Here is an 18,517-nt window from a genome sequence, read left to right on the forward strand (position 1 = left end):
GTCGTCACAGATCGAGCCCCAGGCTGCGTTCCGGCAGCGGCGGCAGCACGTCGCTGCGGTCGGGCTTGAGCTCGGGCGGTGATTTGAGGGGATCGCCCGGTGCAGACGCAGCCTGGCCCTTCCCGGCAGTCGGAAGCGGCGGGTCGCCTGGCAAAGGCGGCAAGTCCGACAGATCGACAGGGCCGGGATCGAATTTTTCGCGCGGGCTGGTGCCCGTGCCGCGTTCCCGGTCGACGTCGAGCCGACCCACCGTTTCGAGCGCCGAGGTCTTGTTTCCGGGGTTGTTGTCGAGCTGGCGCTCGAGCTTCGCTTTATCGTCCACCACCATCGTCATTTCGTCGCGAACGCGGGTGACGCCGACGTTGAACAGGCGCTGGTTGGACAGGTTGCGCTCCTGGCTCGACATGACGGTGATCGCCTTGTCGGTGGTGATGCCCTGCGCCATGTGCATGTTCAGCGAGTAAGCGAGGTCGAGCCGCGACAGCATCGGATCGCCCAGGTCGAGCGTCAGCCGCTCCTTGCTCGCGGTTTCGACGGTGACGCCGCTCGCATCGATGGTGAGGACGCGTGCGAGGGCGGCGTTGTGGAGCCCCCTCCCCTTGTCGTTGGCGGTCCAGCGAATGCGATCGCCTTCGCGCAGATGAAGATCTTTCTTCTCGCTGAGCTGAAGGCGGTCGCGCTTCTCGGTTGGCGAGAGTTTCTGTGGGTCGAACCGGATGCGCCGGCGACCGTCGAGAAGATCGACCTTGCCGTTGGGGTGGACCTTGTCGACGTCGTAGCGGCCGGCGGCGAGGCCGACGTCCTGACCGCCTCCCCTGCCTACCTCGAGGGTTTGTCCGGGCCGGTAGGTGGATGCGTACCGCAACTCCTCGCGCGTGGTATTCACCCGCTCGTAGACGGTGAGGTGAATCCCCTCGCCGCGCACGGTCTTCTCGGCCGCAAGCCCGTCCTGAATGCGTTGATTGATGATCGCGCGCGAGGCGCGGCCCGACGCGAACACCGCCGTCGACTCCCGATCGGCGCTCGAGAGTCCGAGCCACATTTCGGCTGCGTGCAAGGCCGGGCTATTGTGCTCGATGACGCTGTCGCCAAGCACCTTCATGGCCTTGCCCGCTTCGCCGACATTGGCCAGGGCCGCGACGGTGCGCAGCTGATCGGTGCGCTGGCGGATGTTCTCGTCCATGCGCGCCATGGTTCCCCCGCCGGCCTGGATGAGCGCGAACGACTTTCCGGCATCGATCGAGGAGAGCTGCTGCCGGTCGCCAACGAGAACGAGTTTGTCGACGCCCAGCGCGGCCGAGATTTGATGGAGCTTCAGCATGTCGTCGCTCGACACCATCGAGGTCTCGTCGACGACGAGCATCTGGCCGCCGAACACGGCCCGCGCCTGCTCATAGGCGTCGCCCTGCCGGTTCGTGACGTGCCGCTCGTTGGCAAGAATGAAGGAGGCGATGGTCTGGGACTTGATTCCGGCGCCCTCTGCGAGGTCCGCCACCATCTTGTTCTGGAAGGCGAGGCCCGTGACGGCCCGCCCCTCCGCCTCGGCGACCCGCGCGACGGACTGCAGCATGGTCGACTTGCCGGCGCCGGCTATGCCCTGCACCACCACCGTCCGGTCCTCCGAAGAGACAATCAGTGTGGCGGCGGCGAGCTGCCCGGCGTTGAGCTCGCGATCCGCATGTGCCTGCAAGCGCTCGGGAGCCTCGCTGGCCGCAATCATCGGAGTGGAAGCGCCCTTCCCCTGCTCCACCGCCTTGAGAATGCGCTCCTCGGTCCTGAGGGCCTCCTGCGTGGTCACCATGCGGGGCCGGGTGTCGCCCACGCGCGCCTCGCCCGCGATCAGCTGGCCGCGTTCCACAAGCTGAGCGATCCGCCGCTCGACATGGTCGACCGTGACGCCCTTCAGACCGAGATCCAGAGCGGTCTTGCCGAGCTGGTTGACGTTGAAGGCGGCTTCACGCTCGGAAAGCATGCGCACGGCGGACGCAACAGCCAGCTGCGCACGAGCTTCTGCCGGCGAGTGGGTCACCCGAGCCAGGCCCCGATCGACGAGAGGATCGTGCGGCTTGAGGACGTCGCCAAGCTTTTCCCAGGCGTTCGTAAGCGCCTCGGAGACGGCGCGATAGCCGCGCTCGAGAGCGCTTCCCGGCTCGCGCTGTTCGGATCTTGCAAGCGCCGCCTCGAGCAGGGCCTTGCCATCGAAGCCGAGGGCCGCCGCCTTCTCGATCCACTCGCGTCGGAGGCCGTCGCGGTCCTCAACATTCAGCTTGGGATCGCGCGTATTGGTGGTGACGCTGTCGCGCCCTTTGGGAGAGGTAATGCCGAGCTCGGCCGCCTTCTCGAGAATGGCTTCGCGGCGCTGGCTGAACGCCTCCAGCACCGCCTTGGGGACACCGGCTACCTCGAACGTCCCGTGCTTGCCCTTGAGCTCTAGCCTGTAGCCCAGCTTCTCCATCTCCTCGCGCAGGAAGGCGTGGTAGATCGAGCCGATCACCGTGTTGTTGCTCCAGATCTTGTCGGCATGGAGCGCCTGCCATTTGCCGTCGGGCATCTTGGTCAGGTTGGCGATTACTGCGTGGACGTGCGCCTGAGGATCGAGGGCGCGGCTCGTGTCATGCTGGAACAAGGCGAAGACGAGGTTGCCGGTCTGCACCGGAACCTTGCGCCCTTCCACGTCCTTGCGCCCTTCGGCGAGGTTCTTCTCGACCCAGGCCATCGCCCGCGCGACCGCCTTCATGTTGGCGCCGTTCTCGCCGAGGATCCGCTTGTCGCCGGTGACATAGGCGAGCAGCGACACCGACTTCGGAGCCGAGAAGGTGAGGTCGACGCCCGATCGCCGGTTCTCGACCTGTGCCACGCCCTCCCCGCTCGGCAGAATACCGTTCAGGATGCCTTCGAAGGCATCCTTCGCCACCTCGCCGGACAAGCCCAGGTCGGAGGCGCCCTCGCCGCCCCAGGCACTGACCTCCGAGCTGTCGTCGACGGTGTAATAGTCGTCCTTGGCGAAGTAGCCGGCGGCGCCGGAGGCGGAACGGACGGAGGCGACCGAGAGCACTGGCTAGATCCCCATGTCCATGCCGTCAGGCTCGCGGCCGGCGGAGAAATCCTGGCGTAGCTCGACGATCGTCTGATCCTCGACCCGCGGCGCGCTGTGATGGCTGCGACCGTCCTTTCGATCATCACGTTCTCGGGCCTGCGCTGCCTCCTGCTCTGCTGCCGCGCGCGCAGTCTGTGCGATGTCGGCCGCATGTTGACGGGGTGCCTGTCCGTCGCGGTCGGCGTTGTTTTCGTGAACCGCCTTGCTGGTCGATTCCTTCTCCGCATCGACCTCGGCAGACAGGATGCGCGCGGCCATTTCCTTCGCCACGTTGACCGGCTCTACCACCTCCTGGATCACCTGGCCGGCACCATCACGCCCACCGGCTTCACCACCCCCTTCTCCGTCGAACACTTCCTCTCCGCGCTTCGATCGCACCGGCTTCATGTCGGGGCGGGGCAGGAAGCCGTCCGCGACCTGGGGATAGTCCTTCCAGACGAGCTTGATCCGAGCGGCCGGGAAGCCGTCGGGGAACTTCACGAAGCCATGCATCGAGGGCAGGTTCGTGATGTCGTCGGCGATCACGAGCGGTTCGACCTGCTTGCGCGGAGTCAGCGTCGAGGCGTCGCGCGTGTTGTTGTAGCCGTAGCTGTAGGCCTCATCCATCTGGCGGACTTCGCGGTTGCCGATATAGCGGGCGCACTGCTCGGCGGTGTCGAGATCGGCGGTCGCGAGGATGAGCTTGGAGCGGGCAAGCGAGGCGAGATTGCGGGCGCCCTGCTCGCCATAGACCTCGACCAGCTTTTCGAAGCTGTGGATGCCGAGGATCATTGCGCCGCCGAAGGCGCGGGCCGTCTGAAGGCCATTCTCGATGGCTGGCAGCCGGTGAAGTGCGCCGAGCTCGTCGAACATGAACCAGGTGCGCAGCGACCGCGTGCGCGGCATGGTCATGAGCCGGTTGATGGCGAGGTCCATCCAGAGCGTCAGCAGCGCCCGGTTCATCGGCATGTCGACGTAATTTGAGGTGATGAAAAGGATGGAGCCTGGCTTCTTCTCACCCGTGATCCATTCGCGGATCGAGAAGCGCGGACCCTCGTCTGGCAGGAAGCGGAGGACCTGCGCGTTCGTGTTGAAGACGGCGCGGATCGACTCCGCCATGCGGGCGGCTTCCGGGGCCGTCAGAGGGTCGGCGATGGTGTTCTGAAGGTAGCGGTGAACGCGCTTTAGATCGGCCGTCATCAGATGTTCCGACAGCGCGAGATTGGTGGTCTCACCACGCTCCTGCAGGCGGACGCACATTTCGATGAAGAGAGTTCGCGCCGCGAGCGCCCAGAACGGTTCTGAGGAGCCGCCGTCCGACGGGATCAGGGCCGCAGCGGCGGCGGTAAACTCACTGTGGGTGCAGCAGTCCGAAAAGATCGACCATGCCGGGCAGCGCCGGTCCATCGGATTGAGGATCGTATCGCGCTCGGGGTCATAGAATGCCTCGACATAGGCACCGGTGAGATCAAAGATGACGGCGCTGTCCTGACGCTCGCGCATCTGCTTGACGAGGCTGCGCAGCTCGGTCGTCTTGCCCGACCCGGTGGTGCCGACCAGCATCGTGTGCGACTGTTCCATCCGGTGCGGGAACGGGATGCCGGCGAGTATGTAGGGATGGTGGATCCCGGCGGCCTTGCGCGCCGCAAAGGGCAGTTGCAGCACCTGCCGCGGCGAGAGGTCGGGCAGGCACTCCCGGGCTTCCTTTTCGAACGCCGCCTGGTTGTGTTGGGACACCTCCGCGAGAAGCAGTTCGCGCTCGACTAGCATGGCGCCCCGCTCGTGTCGCTCCTGCAGGATCGACCGGCCCCGACGCCGCGAAATATCGACGAACCAGATGGTCAGCGGGATCGTGAGAAAGACGGAGACGAGGATGGCGCCGAGCAGGCCCCGCACGGCCACACTCCAGGCCCTCTGGACCTCGGGCATATACTGCACGACCGCCATGATCGTGCGGTGGATTTCGCCGTTGGGGAGGGTGACGTTGACCCGCTTGGCAGGGTCCAGTCCGACCCAGTCCCAAAGCATCGCGTAGAGCTTCATGCAGACGAGCTGGAAGCCGTGCTCGTCGAGCTTGAGCGATAAGATGATGAACCAGGCCGCGAGGAAGGCGAAGAACCACAGGATGAAGGGCAGCTTCGCGCCCGAGAACCACATCAGCATCTCGTGGGTGAGAAGCTGGCTTCCGCGCGTGAAATTGCCGGCGTTGCGATGGACTTTGCCCCGCGCCGAATGATGGGTCAGGGGTATGGCGCGGCCATCGGTGCGGATGTCCTTACGCGCCATGGTATTGCTCCAGGCGCTTGTCCGCATTGGCGATGATCCGCTCGCGGAATTCGGGATATTGCTCGCTGATGATGACGTCGAGCGCGAGCTGCATGAACTCGCTGATCCGCGCCAATCGGCGGTGGCTGGACGTGATGACGCTCGCCGTGCCGAGATAGGCATCGACTGCCGCCCGGATGATCTCGGAGGGCTTGCATTCCTGGTCCGTCGCGAGGGCCAGAATGCGATCATACTGCTGGCGGTCGAGCCGGACCGTGCAGTGCCGTGTCGTCGAGGACAAACCAGCCTCCTAGCAGAGAGGCTGGTGGGGACCTGAGAAAGCGTGTGGAGATATAACCGATCGCGCGGTGGGCGGCAAAGAGAAATGGGGAACACAGAGCGCGTGGCACCACGTGGCACGGCTAAGTCACTGAAAGCTTGGGATAAACAGACTCCCTCGCGAACGTCCCACGCCGTGGCACGCTCTCCGGTCGCCCTAAGCTATTGAGGGAACACGGGAATCCTGCACCTTCAGGTGCGTAGGGTGTGCGCATATCCCAAGAGACCGCTATATGGTCCCGGACCTGTCCGGAGGTCGTTGGAAATGGCCCGTAGCCGGGTCCGGCTGGGCAGAGGTCCGCCGGCAGGCGGAACGGCGAGAATCGACCCGCGCGAAGTCAGGGGCCACCAGCGGGCGCCTTGGTCAGGCGAGGATCGTCACCCGAATGGGCGGAGACAAGGCGCTTGCCTTGGCTCCGTGAGGTTGGGTTGCCGGGCCCCAACGGGGTGCGGCAGCCCTAGCGAATAGAGCCGTCATCGGGCGTGAAGCCCGATGCGCCCCCGCACCATTCTTCTCCTTCCGGGGCGGAGGCTCTCCCGCTATGGTCGGACTGTTCATAGCCCGATCAGCCTTGAACAGAGGCACCTATGGCAAAGACACTGGAACAGGAGCGCGCAGCGTTCGAAGCGGATGCACAGCGATTGGAGGAACGGCGCCGAAAGCTCGAAGAGCGAGAGCGCGAGCAGGCCATAACGGCGGTGGAAAAAGCGGGCCTGCTGAAGCTTGAAATCAGGCGGCTGACCGCGATCGTCGAGCGGGTAAAATCGCTCGGAATCGACGAGGTTGAAAAGCGGCTGAGGGCCTGAACCCAGCCTGCCGCGGCAGCGCCGCGGCACGGGCATAGGGGGTTCGATGCCCCCTATGCCCGTATTCCTTCCAGCAAAAAAAGGGGAGAGGCGACGCGCGCGCCTCCCCTTTTTGTCGGTCTCAGAATTCGTCGAGGACCCCGCCCGGCGCGGTGTAGACGATCCGGTCGATCATCGCCGGCGTCAGGTTCCCGTAATCGCCCTCGTCGATGGCGAGATACCCCTGCTCTTCGTCCTCGATGACATGTTGATCGAAGAAGCTGTGAAGCGCCCGGCGTTCCGCGTTGGCGACCGCTGCGAAGTAGGCGTTGTTGTGGGCGGCGGCGGTGTTGGTGATCGTCTGCATGGCTATGCTCCTGTCTGTCTTGAATGACAGGGGAAGGCGCGTCGGGCGGGTGAGGTCGGGTCAAGGATCGCCGGCTTGCCGGCGACCGCGCAGCGGCGGTGGGGGTCACGATTTTCTTCGGCGGCCACCGGTGTCGAGGGGGGAGCGCTGCGCTCGATCCGCCGGAGAAAATGGTGGGGCCCCGCCGTCCTTGAGGCGGCCTCGCCCGGCCGACAGAATGGGAAGACTGTGAGAGATGTTTCCTCTCGGTCGGAGGACCAGGCCGAGGCGTAGCGGCGTGCGGACCGGCGGGTCCGCGCGTCACGCGAGCGAGCCTGCGTCTGGCAGCCTTCGCTATTCCATGCCGTCATGGAACAGCCTCCAGAGGAGCGCGTCCCCTTCAATCTCGCGGAGCCGAAGCTCCAGCGACAGGGCCGCTTCCCGCTCCGCGATCCGGGCGTTTTCGGCGGTCGTGAGGGCGGCGCGATCGATTCCGGAGAGAAAGGTTTCTCGGTGGTTGAGGAGGCGCCGCAGCCGTGCCGTTTCGCGGTCGATCGATGCGATGGCGGCGACGGCAGCGTGGGTTGCGGATACGGTCATGGTTGCGCTCCAGGTGCGAGGGGATTGAGCGCTCGAGCGCCCTTTCGTTCGAGACGCCGCCGTTTTGGCGGAGGGAGAGAAGAGGAGCCGGGCGCGCGACCCCGCCCAAGGGCTGATCAGGGGTGCCCGTCGCAGTGGCAGTAGGGCATGGCCGCTGTGCCTTGGTGTCGCGGATGGTCTGTGTTAGTTCCCGCGCTGCGCTGCGAAGGCCGTGGCGCCGGGACTGGTAATCCCGTCGAGAAAGGCAACTCGGTGTGGTTTCACGCCGGGGTGCCTGCGCATATGTCCAGGTGCCTCGGCACTAAAAGCGTAGGCGCATGTCTCGACGTGTTACCAGCCCCGGCTCCCGCGCCCCAGCGCGGGAGTTGCTTGGCGAGAGCGCCCAAGTTGCTCCGATGATGGTCGCGCTCCGGAATGCGATATGGACCTCAACGAGAAGGATCCGGGCGTGACACGGGCGCTCGCCTTGGCGCTGATGCGTCAGGCGCGCGAGTATCTCGGCGCGATCGGCGAGGACGAGGCGTCGCTTCATCTGCAACGCGCGATCGATGCCCTCCTGAAGCCCGCGCCCGGCAATTCGGCGCAAGCCTGAGCGGCAAAAAAGGGCGCGCCATGCGAGGTGACGCGCCCTCCTTCGGCGGCGGGAACGGGCGGAGGCTATGCCCATTCCAGCCGCGAAGTGTCGTCGGCGTCGGCCAGGCCGATGAGCTGGTCGAGCCGATCAAGATACGGGGTGATCCCCTCCTCCTCCGCACGGCGCCGGACGGCCGGGTTGGCAAGCCGCACGCGGACGGCATCTATGGGTATTTCGCCGATGCTGTCCGGCGCCAGTCCGAGGCTCTCAAGCAGGACAGCGGCGTTGCCCGAGGCGAGATCGAGTTCGAGGCCCCGATCGGAGGTGAGAGCGACCCGCATGGCGATCGTTGCTGCCCCCTCGTCCCGCCATACGCTGACCCGGCGGCATCGGAACTGGGCCTCTTCGACGACGCTGATGACGTTCGCGTCGAAGTCGAAAATCCTCGCGATCGCGGCCAGCGCGAGTGGGCAGACGCGTGCTTCGAAGTGATAGGAAAGATACTCGTCCTCGGGCGCGTCGGGGTCGAGCAGAACGGCTCTGCAGCGGGCGCTTTCCTCGCGAAGGAAAGTCCGGAAGGCGGCGAGTTGCCGGGCGTTGATGGTGGCTCGCGGACCCGGCTGGTCATCGGCCGCCGTCGCGATACGGAACGTGATGGACATCTCGTCCTCCCTTGTTGAACCGCAGCCGATCCTCCCCCTCTCCTTTTCCGCCAGCGGCGGGATGCCGGAGCGAGCGCGCAGGCGCTCAGTCTCGCGGCGCGAAGGGGCTCGATGCCCCTGAGCGCCGCTTGTCGACGCAAGAAAGGAAGAGAGGCCCCGGCTTACGCCGGAGCCTCTCGGACAAGCGCCTCAGGCGGCGCGTTGGCCCCGCTGCTGGGTGAGGCGGACGATGTGCAGCGGAACACCCGCCTGCCGCAGCTTCTGGGCGAGATTCTGCTGGATGCCCGAGCCTTCGCAGATGACCGCTTCGACCGGCTTGAGGTTGAGGATGCGGTCGTTGCGGACGAAGGCGGCGCGGTTGCCCTGGCTGCGATCGAGGCGGAACTGGATTACCTTTACGCCGCGCGAGGCGGCCCATGCGTGCGCCACGGCATCGCACCCCTTGGCCTGCGCGGTCGTCGCGAGGATCATCTCCGGGATGCGCGCCTTGATGCTGTCGAGACCCTTCCAGAGCAGGTCGCCGTCTTCCCAGACCTGACCGCCCGAGAAGGCCACCACAGGTCCTTCGGGCGCGAACTGTTCGCGGCGCTCGCGGGCGCGTGAGGCGAGATAGTCGCGGGCGTCGATCATCGATGCGTTGAGCGCGCTCGACACCCTGCTTCCCCGGACCGGCGAGAAGGGCTTGCCGGTTTCGACGCGATATACTTCGGCGGCGTGGTCGCGCATGCATTCCATCGCTTCCCGGCAACCTTGCAGCGTCTGACACAGGAGCTGCGTGTCCTCCAGTTCGGTCGCGTAGATCTCGGAGGGGTCGTAGGCGCGGGCGAGGTCGCCGAGCTTCTTGGCCGCGTCGTCCTCCCGGCCCTCGATCCGCTTCGCCACGACGTGGAAGCTGTTCGCGAAACCCCAGGCGAGATCGGTCGCGAAGGCCTCCATGCGCGTGTCGCGCAGCACATCGAACATCGTCTGCATCATCATCTCGACGGCGGCCCGGACTTGCTCGGGGTCGGGCATGTCCAGCGCTTCCGGCGCCTCGACGATGCTGAGCTTGGCCATCTCGCTATGCTCGATGAAAGCGCCTTCGTAGGTCTGGGTCAGGTCCTCGTTTTCGCGCGCGGCGGCAATGTGGCTGGCGAGGTCGGCGAAGTTGGTGAAACTGGTCTGCATGATAGCCTCCTTGGAATCTCATCCATTCGATGAGGCTTCTCATTCGACGTGCGGCGGTCGTGCCGGTCAGGGACGTTAACCGGGAAGCCGGCGCCAGTCGGATCCCGGTTAACGCCGCGAAGCGGGGAGCGGGGGAGCCGATTTTCTCGGGCCCGGAGCGCAGCGCAGGGTGCGTGAAAATTGGGGGAACCGCTCATCCTTGACGGGCTCGGATCCCCGCACGTCACAACTAGGAATTCAGAGAGAGAGATTTTTTGGTCACCACCTCTCCTCACGCTCCCCGCAGGGTGATCGTCACCCGTAAGGGCGGAGACCCGGCGGAGACGGGGCTCCGGGAGCGACAGCGAGTAGAGCGCCGGTCCCGCCCGCAGGGTGGGATGCGTCGAACCATTGGCGGTTGATGACAGCGCGACGACGGCAGGTCGCAGGCGGCGGGCAAATCTGGCAAGCAGCGTCTTTGACGAACCTGCGGAGTGCGCGTGAAGGCCCTGATCCAGGCGAACTATGAGGAGCGATTGTCGCGCTATGCGACGCTGCTGCACGGGACCGAGCCACCCGGCCTGGCCGCCAAGCTCGGCGTCTATGCGCAGCTGCTCCGGCAGCATGAAATCCATGGCGATCGCCTCTGGACGATCGAGCCGATCCTCTATCCATTGATGCTGTCGGCCGAGACCGACCTCCACCTGGCCGTCGCGCGGCTGCTCGAGGATCCCCGCCGGGCGGAGGGCAGCGTGTTTGCGTTTCTGGAGTTCTGTCGGAAGAACCGGGAAAACATCGCCTGGAAGGCGGGCACACCACCCGCCGATGTGCTCGACGCGCAGGTCGCGGCGCTCGAGAGTCATCGGCCGACGATCGCGGCGATCATGGGCCGCCGGGACCGGTTCTTCGCGCACCTGGACAAGAAGTATTTCCTCGATCCGGGGCGAATCTACGAGGATTATCCGCTTGAAGGGTCTGCGGTTATCGCGCTCGCCAATGCTGTGATCGCCGTGATCTCGGAGCACCAGTGGAAGCTCAGGGAGCACGCCAATTTCCATTTCGCCGAGTTCTTCGAGATCGGTGTCGACAACATGGTGCGCAATCTCGAGGCGGGCCGCCGCCAGAACTACCCGGGCCAGCTCGACTGACATCGATCGATCGATTGTCGGTCCGCCGGCGGCACGAAAAATGCTATACGGAGTCGGGGCGCAGGATCACGATGCATGGAGAGCGTCATGAGATTGGCGATGGACGAGGCCATGATCCGGGACGCCGCGGAGGCACTCGCCGCGCGGTTCAAGGATCTGCTGGTCGACGGCTTGGCGCGCAGCTTCACCCTGTCGCGCGACGAGGTGGTGCTGGCGCTGGGTTTCACGCAGAGCGTGGCCGACCTGCTGACGCCGACGATCCCGGCGCCGGCGATGCGGCTTCCGGCCTGAACACAGGCGGACAGAGCGGCGCGTGAGCGCCGCTCCGTTGCGCTTCAGAAGAAGTCGATCTTGTCGGCGATGATCTCGCAGCCGTAGCGCGTCACGCCGTCGCGGTCCTCCCAGCTCGAATAATGCAGGCGGCCGGTGATCGCGACCACGTTGCCCTTCTCCCGGATCGCGGCGGCACGGCCGAGACCGTTGAAGCAGGTGATCTTGTGAAACTCGGTTTCCTTGGCGGTGTAGCCGGTGGCCTCGTCGACATAGGTCTTGCCGTCCCTGAGCTTCACGCGATCGGTCGCGACGATGAGGGTGGTGACGGTGCCGCGCGTCTCGGGGTCCTTGGCGACCCGGCCGGTGATGTTGACGTTGTTCATGGGACTGCTCCTTCCGATGCTGCGGCGGCCTTTCCGCCGGTGACACCGAAGAGCGGCGTGCGGGCGCGGCCGACACCGGAGCGCGAAGCGCGGAGGGAAACCCCGGGAGCGAGCTGGCGCGGGCAGCCGCGTAGCGGCAACACGGGCGAGCGGATGGGGTTGTGGGACGCGGCCGTCTCGCCGCAGGTGTCAGGAACCGGCGACGGAAAGGCGCTGGCACCAAAGGATGACGGGGACCCACCACGTCGATGCGGGGCCGATCGGCGATTGACCGGCAAATGCAGCGTCATCTCATTGGACGCGTCTGGCGGCGCAATGGGTCAGGAGGTCCGCTTAACCTGGGCGATCTTGCCAGCGTCGTAGGCGGCAAGCCAACGCGTGCGAATGGTCTCGTAGAGGCTGGCCGGGAGCACGCCGTATGCGACGTCGCCGGCCGGATCGCCGGGCGCTGGACGCAGGTCGGGGCCGGGCCATTGGAAGTGGTTGAGTTCGGTGAGGATCACCCATGATCGCTCGTCGTCGAGGCCAAGGCGCGCCTTCGTGGCCGCCGGGATCTCCACCGCGAGTTTAGGGTCAGCCGGGGGCGTGTGCGTCACCGGAAGGACGGTGACCATTCTTGCGCCGGCCTTGGTGGTTGCGGTCAGGAGGATGGCGCAGGGGCGGTCCTTGCTGCCCTCTTCGTGGCCGGCCTTGGCTTCGTGGCTCCAGAGATAGGCGTAGCGGATGACGAGGCCTGGAACCGGTTCAGGTATTTTCACGCGTCAGGACTCGACCTCGTTATCGAACGCGGCTGCCTCGGCAGGCGCTCGCGCGGCGCGCACGCCCTCGGCAATCTCGTCCGGGATGTTGTCGAGCGTGTAGACCTGACGATCACGGCTCTTGAGCCGCTGATATTCGGCATGCGACAGAAGCACGAGGCTTTCATGCCCATGATGGGTGATGGTCAGCGGGCTCTCGAGGGCCTGGCGGCTGAAGCGGCCGAAGGATTTCGAGACCTCGACGGAACTGGCGGTCTGGGGCATGGCGATTCTCCTGCCCGGAATATACGGAGTTTCCGGATAAATTCAAGGACGGCGGCTGACTATCGGGCAGGTCGCGTCCAGAGCGAGAGGTTCCCTCTGGCGCCTTGCCAGTCCTGGCCTTGGCGCGAGAAGCCCGCCCGGCTCAGCTTCCCGTGCATCCTGGGATTGTCGGTCGTGGCGAAGCAGGCTTTGGTGAGCGGATCGGCCACGGCGCGAACGAGGCGCTCCCCGAGGCCCTGCCCTTCCATGTCCTTTGCCACGACGATGTAGCCAAGTTCCGGGGCATCCTCATAGCCATCGATTGCCACGCCGGCCTCGGCGAACTTCTTGCAACGATAGTTTGTGGACGGGTCTTTGAGGACGCCGGCACCGACGATGCGATTGGTCCCGGGCTCGCGAAGCAGTTCCACGCGGTGGCTTCGGCCGAGCCGCGGCAGGATACGTTCGATCGTGTCGGGGATCGCCCCGCCGTCTTTCACAAGCGCTGCAAGCGCTCGTTGATCGTCCCGCCCGAGGTCGGTGAAGCGGCCGGTCCAGGAAACGGGTTGATCATCGGCCGCCATCGGCACTCCTTGCTGACCGCGTGTCCGCGGCTTCCCGGATTCTACCGAAGATCGGTGTCCGGCCTATAGCCGGAAACAGAAAAAAGGGCCCGCTTCGCCGGGGGGAGCGAAGCGAGCCCTGGTGATCCGTGCGCCCGATGAGGCGCACGGCGTGAGGTCAGTCGGCCATCTCGGGCTGGCGGCGGCGACGGCCGCCGGAAGCGGGCTCGCCACCGGAGGCGGGCTCTCCGCCGAACGCGCCATCGGCCGAGGATTCGCCGAGCCCGTCCGTGCCTGCCGGCGCCGCCGGCTCGCCCGCGCCCGGCAGCGGCGGCAGGCCGTCGTCGGCCGCGACCGTGTCGGTGGGCGCATCGCGGCGGCGCGTCGGACGCGACCAGACGATGTTGTAGGAGCCGTCCTCCTGGCGGAAGGCCGAGATGTAGAGCGGCTTGTCGAGGCTCGGATCCTCGATCTTGCCGTTGAGGAAGGTCTCGCCGGTCGAGTTGGACGAGAGTTCGAACAGCGCGCCGACCTGAACCCACTGGCGGGCAGCCGAGAGCGCGAGGATCTCGAACTTGGGCGCGCGGGGATTGGCGGAGTGGACGGTGCGCAGCGCGATCACGATCGCGACGGTCAGCGTCGAGATCTTGCCGGTGTAGGTGCCGCTGGCGTTCTGGGTGATGGTGCCGATGTTCATGGGTGGTCTCCTGAGAAAGTTCGCTCGAACCCCTTGTCCGAACACCTTCTCTGACCCCCTCCTCTCCTCGGCCGTTCGGCCGAGTAAGGCGCGTCAGCGCCGCTCCGACAAGCGCCACTTCGGCGCCGTCGGGATCGTGTCACTGACCGAGTGGAACGGGAGTCAGGACTTTCGCGCGAGCGAAGGACGCCAAAGGGCGATGATGTCCTGCATCTCCTCGGCAAAGCCCAAGCTATCGATGTAGACGGCGCCGCGGTCGTTCTGCCCGAGGAAGCCGATAACGCTGGTGATGTCGTTGGCGATGGCGATATCGAGGCCGAAGAGATCGGCAATCTCGAAATGGCCGAGATCGGGGCCATTCCACCAAGCCATCAGGAAGTTCGCGACGCGGCGCGCCTGGCCGGTGTCGCTCATCGCGATTGGGATCAGGCGCGTCAGCGCCGCGCGCGCGGAATCATAGTCGGTCTGGATCGAAGTCATCGGCGGGCTCCCGGATGACAAGCTATCGGGATGCGTGCGCTGCGCAAAGGACTTCCCGCTGCCCCTCAGAGACGCAGCGGCGCTGGCATCGCCAGCCATTCGGGCTGATCGTCCGCGATCGGAAGGTCGAACTTCGCGGCCTCGGTCTCGCTGAACACGGTCGCCCGCGCAAGGCTGCCGAAGCCGTCCTCATTGTTCCAGAAGCTGAGGCCGGGTTCGCCGTTGCGCGTGGCAAGGACAAAACCGTCCGCGCCTTCGTCGCTCGCCCGGGCGATGGCACGATCGAGCATCAGCGAGGTGTGGCCATATTCGATCGTGTCGGCGGTTATCGCGACATAGCCGCCGCCAAACTCGCCGGCGCGCAGTCTGTCGCAATCCGACGCCCACTCGAAACCGAACGGCAATGCCGACGGGGCGCAGCGCTGGATGAGCTTGGCCGCGGTCTCCACGCCGAACTGCTCGCCCGATAAGAAGACCACGACCACGCCGTCCGCATCGGGCCCGGCGAAGTCGATGTCGAAATCTAGGCTCGGATAATTTTCGTCCCGGAAGAGGTCGAGCAGCCCGTCGAACGGGCTCTCCGGCGTGCGCGGGAAGAGCGCGGCGAAGTCCGCGCCCAGGTCGCGATAGTGGGCCTCGAGCACGTCGAGGCCTATCTCGGCATCGTCGATCATCTCGATCGCGCCGACGACGCGGTGAAGAAGATCGGCCTCAGCGCTGGTGACCGCAATGCCGAACGCGGCCTTGGTATAGCTATTGGACATGACGGCCTCCGTGGCTGGCGGGGTTGTCGGCATCGACACCGCGGACGACGAGCGGCGGCACGGTGAATTCGGCAGTATCGAAATGCGCGAGGACGGCCTCGAACGAGCCGAGCATCTCGATCTTGCTTCGGCTGATGACGACCTCGTCATCCTCGGTGACCGCGTAGGACGTGATGCGCTCGTCGCCGGTCGAAACGACGCGTTCAGGTCCCCACTGGCCGGAATAGCCGCCGCACCATCGAACGAAGGGCAATCGATGGGAAAGGCACCAGCTTTCGAGATCGTCGAAGCTGCCGCCGGCCACCTCATGGGCGAAGAGGCTGCGCGGCTCACCCGCGACATGATGATGCGCTTCGAAAGGCTCGCCGTCCCATTCGATGGCGAGTCGCTCGCTTGCGATGATGTCGACCAGCTCGTCGAACTCGGCGGCGTTGAGCGTGCCTCCGACGATGATCGAGGCGGATACGCGATCGGCCATATGGACCTCCTTCGGTTGTGCGCGCCTCGGCGCGCATGAATTGACCGGCACGCGCTCGGCCGCCCCGCCCGGGACGGACGCATGCTGCCCGGCCTCGGTTGCGGAGCATTGCGGCTTATCCGCCGCTGCGCCGCATCCGGTGCTGGACGTGGCGGGCTGCGCCTTCGGCGCTGCTGATCGCCTTGCCGGCGGCCGACGCCGCCTGGCGGGCGCCAGCCTGGCGGAGAAGAGTCCGCGCTTCGCGCAGTCGTTCGACCGCGATGGCGATGGCCTGCCCGTGCTCGGGCGTGGCCGGGGTGATCCGGCGCATATCATTCCTCCGAAAGGGATGGAGCGGCGCGCGAGGCACCTAATCGTCTTCGGGCAGCATGATCGTCATGACCCGTGTCGTGACATCGGGGTCGCCCGGATCCTCGGAGCCCCATTCGAGCGAGCGATCATAATAGTCGATCGCAAAGCGGATCGCCCTGCCCCTGAACAGGACCTCGCCGCGGCGGCGTTCATCGCGCTCGTCGGCCGCGAAGGCGCACCGGTCGATCGCCATCAGCAATTCGCCATGGGCGCGCAGCGTCGCGTCGGGGTCTGAGCCTTCGGCGAGCGCCGCTGCGCAAGCGGCGGTGATGACGATCCGCGCCGCCGGATCGAGACCTTGCCGGACGCGATCGTTGAGCGTGGCGATGCGGGAGAGCTGGTCTGTCATTCTGCCTCCATCAGGCCGGCATTGAAGGTCGCGATCCAGGCTTCCATCGTCGGACGCTCTGAGACCGGCACGAGGCTGGCCGCGTCCTGGAAACGGATCAGGTTGGTCGGGGCGTCGCGGCGGATCGCCGCGATCTCGGCCTCGGGAAGGAGCCGCTCCGCCCGGATAAAGTCGGTAATCTTGCCCGGCTTGGTCTTGGTCGAGCGGCGCCACAGGCCTTCGACGGACCGGAGCCGGGGCTCGGCTCGGGCCTCGATCAGGACAATCAGGCGCAGGCACCAGGAGGGAAGCGCGCGAACCTCGTCAGGCCGGATCGCTCCGCAAAAGAAGCAGCTTGATTTGGGAGGCACCGGCAGGCCGGCCGAGACGATGCGCGCCACGCAGCGATCGCGGGTCCAGCCCCATTCGCGCAGCGGATAGCGGCACTCGAACAGGGGGTCGTCGATGGCGGAGGCGTGCGCGTAGCGACGACTGTCGGCGGGCGACGCATCGTAGCCGATCAGGCGAACGACCTTCTGACCGCGAGACCAGGCGGTCTGCGCCGGCGCCCAGTCGCGAAGGTAGGCATCCTGCGGCGCGACCTTCCATTTGAGCGAGCAGCTATGTCGGCCCAGGCTGATGCTGGGAAGCGTTGCGTTGGTGAGCACATTGGCCAGGATCGAGTAGTAAGGCGGCCAGTGTTTGAAGCGTCGGGGAACGTACCGGACAATCTCATAGGGGATGCCGCGCGCCGCCATCCACGCCGCCATCATCTCCTGATAGGCATAGGTCTCGGGCTTCTCGGCCCCGGGATCGGCGGACAGGACGAGATCAGGAGCCTCGCCGCGGGCCTCCAGCTCCACGAGCAGCGCGGTGGAATCGACGCCGATACCGTAGGCGAGGACGACCGGTGGCGGGGCGGAAACCAGGATGTAGTCGGGAGACCGGGCCATCCCGGCCTCGGCGTGAGGAAAAGCGGACATGAAGGATGGCCTCGGATCTTGAAGGCGGTCATCGCCTCCGATCCTCCAGACCCCCCTCCCCTCATTCCTGGCGGCTGGGCTCGCCCAGGAGGATGACGGCGATCGACGGCTTGTCATCGGCATCGAGCTTGCGGCTGTCGAACACCTGTCGGCCGCCGAGGCCGATCGTCAGCATCTCGAAGGTCGGCGAGATGCCGCCGTTGGCGTTCGCGATGTTCGTGCCGTGATCGTGATACTGGATGTCGACGAAGCTGGGCGGCGCGCCGCGCTTGTGCTCGCCGAAGAAGAACGTGACCCTTCGCCCGTCCGACGTCTTCGCCGTTATCGTGAAGTTGCCGTCGGGGATGTCGACCGGAAGCGTCGGCACGTCGTTGAACCGGGCAAAGCCGATGCTCTCGGCATCGGCCGCCGTCATGACGGGGAGGGTCGTGATGTCAGCCATGGTTGGTCTCCGCATCGACAGGAAAGAGCGGCAGCGTGGGGTGCCGGATCGGAAGAGCCTTGGGATAGGGCAACCGGGGGAGCGCGCGGCCTCGGCGGCGCGCCTCTCGGGTGAGCTCGAAGCAATAGGCATAGAGCCCGGCTTGCTGGTGGGCGAGGAGATGCCGCTCGCGTTGAAGCCGCCAGAGCCAGCGGCGCGGCTCCTCGCCTATCGACGGCCTCGGGACGCCGAGCGCGACCAGCTGGTCGATCGCACCAGCATGTCCTTGCTCGCCGAGACGAATTTTTGAGAGGGTCCGTCCCGAGATGGTGATGTCGCCGACGCGGAGCATGGTACGCGGCCTCGTGATCGCCCGGTGCGCGGCCGAGAGCGCGCAATAGACCCGGCCAATATGCCCGGCGCCGGGGTCGCTATACGAGACCACGGCCTCGATTCCCGGCCGTTCACGGCGGAGGTGCCGGAAGGCGCGCGCCACGAAGAAGCTCTCGCCGTTCTGCGGCACTGCGTCGGTCAGGATGAGACGGGCCAGGACGCAGCCGCGTGCGGGATCGTCGAAGCCGGTGTGGCGTGAGATCACGGCGCCGGTGGTCGGCACTGCGAAAACGGCGACGCCTTCGAGAGCACCACTGCGATCGAACAGGCCGACAGCGACTTGGGCCGCCGGATAGGTCGGGAGGTAGTGGTGCCGTGCGATGAACGCGCGCGCCACGGCATGGTCGATGACCTCGACCCGATAGGCGCTTGGATCGATGAGCTCGAGGTCGCGCGCCCATAGCGCGCGCCGCTCGCGCCATCGCTGGCTGCGGTCGGTTTGCATGAGGTGATGATCCGA

At 66.1% G+C, this 18,517-nt stretch carries 24 protein-coding genes; 4 read left to right on the forward strand and 20 right to left on the reverse strand.

Going from position 1 to position 18,517, the window contains the following annotated elements; translation table 11 throughout:
• Nucleotides 1–4: 4 nt before the first annotated feature.
• From mobF to FHR20_RS21125, 3 genes are read right to left on the reverse strand one after another with little or no spacing between them, the layout of a single operon-like run.
• Nucleotides 5–3,055 carry a MobF family relaxase gene (gene mobF, locus FHR20_RS21115; RefSeq protein ID WP_126002489.1) on the reverse strand — a complete coding sequence of 1,017 codons (3,051 nt, stop codon included), beginning with the start codon at nucleotides 3,053–3,055 and terminating at the stop codon, nucleotides 5–7.
• A 3-nt stretch (nucleotides 3,056–3,058) separates the two neighbouring features.
• On the reverse strand, nucleotides 3,059–5,362 hold the full coding sequence (locus tag FHR20_RS21120) for a type IV secretion system DNA-binding domain-containing protein (RefSeq protein ID WP_046408780.1): 2,304 nt from the start codon (nucleotides 5,360–5,362) through the stop codon (nucleotides 3,059–3,061).
• Complete coding sequence (locus FHR20_RS21125) at nucleotides 5,352–5,642, reverse strand: hypothetical protein (protein ID WP_010339736.1); 291 nt, start codon at nucleotides 5,640–5,642, stop codon at nucleotides 5,352–5,354. The genes FHR20_RS21120 and FHR20_RS21125 overlap by 11 nt, the downstream gene beginning before the upstream one ends.
• A 626-nt stretch (nucleotides 5,643–6,268) precedes the next feature.
• On the opposite strand from FHR20_RS21125, the gene FHR20_RS21130 reads away from it, so the two are divergent.
• Nucleotides 6,269–6,487: a hypothetical protein gene (locus FHR20_RS21130; RefSeq protein ID WP_037448170.1), complete on the forward strand. Its 219-nt coding sequence runs from the start codon at nucleotides 6,269–6,271 to the stop codon at nucleotides 6,485–6,487.
• A gap of 121 nt (nucleotides 6,488–6,608) precedes the next feature.
• On the opposite strand, the gene FHR20_RS21135 is transcribed toward FHR20_RS21130, so the two are convergent.
• Nucleotides 6,609–6,833 (reverse strand): hypothetical protein, encoded by a 225-nt coding sequence (locus tag FHR20_RS21135; protein ID WP_037448174.1) that lies wholly within the window; start codon nucleotides 6,831–6,833, stop codon nucleotides 6,609–6,611.
• Between the two features lie 333 nt (nucleotides 6,834–7,166).
• Entirely contained in the window at nucleotides 7,167–7,412 is a 246-nt protein-coding gene (locus FHR20_RS21140; RefSeq protein ID WP_037448177.1) for a hypothetical protein, read from the reverse strand.
• A 421-nt stretch (nucleotides 7,413–7,833) separates the two neighbouring features.
• Between FHR20_RS21140 and FHR20_RS21145 the strand changes: the two genes are divergently transcribed.
• Nucleotides 7,834–8,004, forward strand: a complete 171-nt coding sequence (locus tag FHR20_RS21145) for a hypothetical protein (protein ID WP_164521873.1) — start codon at nucleotides 7,834–7,836, stop codon at nucleotides 8,002–8,004.
• 65 nt (nucleotides 8,005–8,069) lie between these two features.
• Here FHR20_RS21145 and FHR20_RS21150 read toward each other — a convergent pair whose 3' ends face one another.
• A complete protein-coding gene (locus FHR20_RS21150) occupies nucleotides 8,070–8,648 on the reverse strand; it encodes a hypothetical protein (RefSeq protein WP_037448180.1) in 579 nt (192 codons plus the stop codon).
• A 189-nt stretch (nucleotides 8,649–8,837) separates the two neighbouring features.
• Nucleotides 8,838–9,815 (reverse strand): DUF2493 domain-containing protein, encoded by a 978-nt coding sequence (locus FHR20_RS21155; RefSeq protein WP_037448183.1) that lies wholly within the window; start codon nucleotides 9,813–9,815, stop codon nucleotides 8,838–8,840.
• Between the two features lie 479 nt (nucleotides 9,816–10,294).
• Here FHR20_RS21155 and FHR20_RS21160 point away from each other — a divergent pair, with 479 nt between their 5' ends.
• Together FHR20_RS21160 and FHR20_RS21165 are read left to right on the forward strand one after the other, a co-directional pair.
• A complete protein-coding gene (locus tag FHR20_RS21160) occupies nucleotides 10,295–10,942 on the forward strand; it encodes an AbiU2 domain-containing protein (RefSeq protein ID WP_234703100.1) in 648 nt (215 codons plus the stop codon).
• Nucleotides 10,943–11,029: 87 nt separating this feature from the next.
• On the forward strand, nucleotides 11,030–11,233 hold the full coding sequence (locus FHR20_RS21165; protein ID WP_233447709.1) for a hypothetical protein: 204 nt from the start codon (nucleotides 11,030–11,032) through the stop codon (nucleotides 11,231–11,233).
• A 44-nt stretch (nucleotides 11,234–11,277) separates the two neighbouring features.
• Here FHR20_RS21165 and FHR20_RS21170 read toward each other — a convergent pair whose 3' ends face one another.
• From FHR20_RS21170 to FHR20_RS21230, 13 genes are all read right to left on the reverse strand, one after another.
• A complete protein-coding gene (locus tag FHR20_RS21170; RefSeq protein WP_037448186.1) occupies nucleotides 11,278–11,598 on the reverse strand; it encodes a single-stranded DNA-binding protein in 321 nt (106 codons plus the stop codon).
• Between the two features lie 320 nt (nucleotides 11,599–11,918).
• Nucleotides 11,919–12,356, reverse strand: coding sequence for a hypothetical protein (locus FHR20_RS21175; RefSeq protein WP_037448189.1), 438 nt, complete (start codon nucleotides 12,354–12,356; stop codon nucleotides 11,919–11,921).
• 3 nt (nucleotides 12,357–12,359) lie between these two features.
• Nucleotides 12,360–12,620, reverse strand: a complete 261-nt coding sequence (locus FHR20_RS21180; RefSeq protein WP_037448192.1) for a type II toxin-antitoxin system Phd/YefM family antitoxin — start codon at nucleotides 12,618–12,620, stop codon at nucleotides 12,360–12,362.
• 59 nt (nucleotides 12,621–12,679) lie between these two features.
• On the reverse strand, nucleotides 12,680–13,183 hold the full coding sequence (locus FHR20_RS21185) for an N-acetyltransferase (RefSeq protein WP_037448195.1): 504 nt from the start codon (nucleotides 13,181–13,183) through the stop codon (nucleotides 12,680–12,682).
• A gap of 157 nt (nucleotides 13,184–13,340) precedes the next feature.
• Entirely contained in the window at nucleotides 13,341–13,859 is a 519-nt protein-coding gene (locus tag FHR20_RS21190; RefSeq protein ID WP_037448199.1) for a DUF736 domain-containing protein, read from the reverse strand.
• Nucleotides 13,860–14,021: 162 nt separating this feature from the next.
• On the reverse strand, nucleotides 14,022–14,339 hold the full coding sequence (locus FHR20_RS21195) for a DUF7673 family protein (protein ID WP_037448201.1): 318 nt from the start codon (nucleotides 14,337–14,339) through the stop codon (nucleotides 14,022–14,024).
• 65 nt (nucleotides 14,340–14,404) lie between these two features.
• The gene (locus tag FHR20_RS21200; protein ID WP_037448204.1) at nucleotides 14,405–15,103 is read right to left on the reverse strand and encodes a hypothetical protein; all 699 of its coding nucleotides are present in this window, start codon (nucleotides 15,101–15,103) and stop codon (nucleotides 14,405–14,407) included.
• The gene (locus tag FHR20_RS21205; protein WP_037448206.1) at nucleotides 15,093–15,581 is read right to left on the reverse strand and encodes a hypothetical protein; all 489 of its coding nucleotides are present in this window, start codon (nucleotides 15,579–15,581) and stop codon (nucleotides 15,093–15,095) included. Before FHR20_RS21205 ends, FHR20_RS21200 begins: the two co-directional genes overlap by 11 nt.
• A gap of 115 nt (nucleotides 15,582–15,696) precedes the next feature.
• Nucleotides 15,697–15,891 carry a hypothetical protein gene (locus FHR20_RS21210; protein WP_037448208.1) on the reverse strand — a complete coding sequence of 65 codons (195 nt, stop codon included), beginning with the start codon at nucleotides 15,889–15,891 and terminating at the stop codon, nucleotides 15,697–15,699.
• A gap of 39 nt (nucleotides 15,892–15,930) precedes the next feature.
• A complete protein-coding gene (locus FHR20_RS21215; protein ID WP_037448212.1) occupies nucleotides 15,931–16,281 on the reverse strand; it encodes a DUF3768 domain-containing protein in 351 nt (116 codons plus the stop codon).
• On the reverse strand, nucleotides 16,278–17,243 hold the full coding sequence (locus FHR20_RS21220; RefSeq protein WP_037448215.1) for a hypothetical protein: 966 nt from the start codon (nucleotides 17,241–17,243) through the stop codon (nucleotides 16,278–16,280). The genes FHR20_RS21215 and FHR20_RS21220 overlap by 4 nt, the downstream gene beginning before the upstream one ends.
• A 61-nt stretch (nucleotides 17,244–17,304) precedes the next feature.
• A complete protein-coding gene (locus FHR20_RS21225) occupies nucleotides 17,305–17,685 on the reverse strand; it encodes a hypothetical protein (protein ID WP_037448218.1) in 381 nt (126 codons plus the stop codon).
• Nucleotides 17,678–18,502: a Mom family adenine methylcarbamoylation protein gene (locus tag FHR20_RS21230; protein WP_037448220.1), complete on the reverse strand. Its 825-nt coding sequence runs from the start codon at nucleotides 18,500–18,502 to the stop codon at nucleotides 17,678–17,680. Before FHR20_RS21230 ends, FHR20_RS21225 begins: the two co-directional genes overlap by 8 nt.
• Nucleotides 18,503–18,517: the final 15 nt, after the last annotated feature.

Source organism: Sphingomonas leidyi, assembly GCF_011761945.1.
GTDB lineage: Bacteria > Pseudomonadota > Alphaproteobacteria > Sphingomonadales > Sphingomonadaceae > Sphingomonas > Sphingomonas leidyi.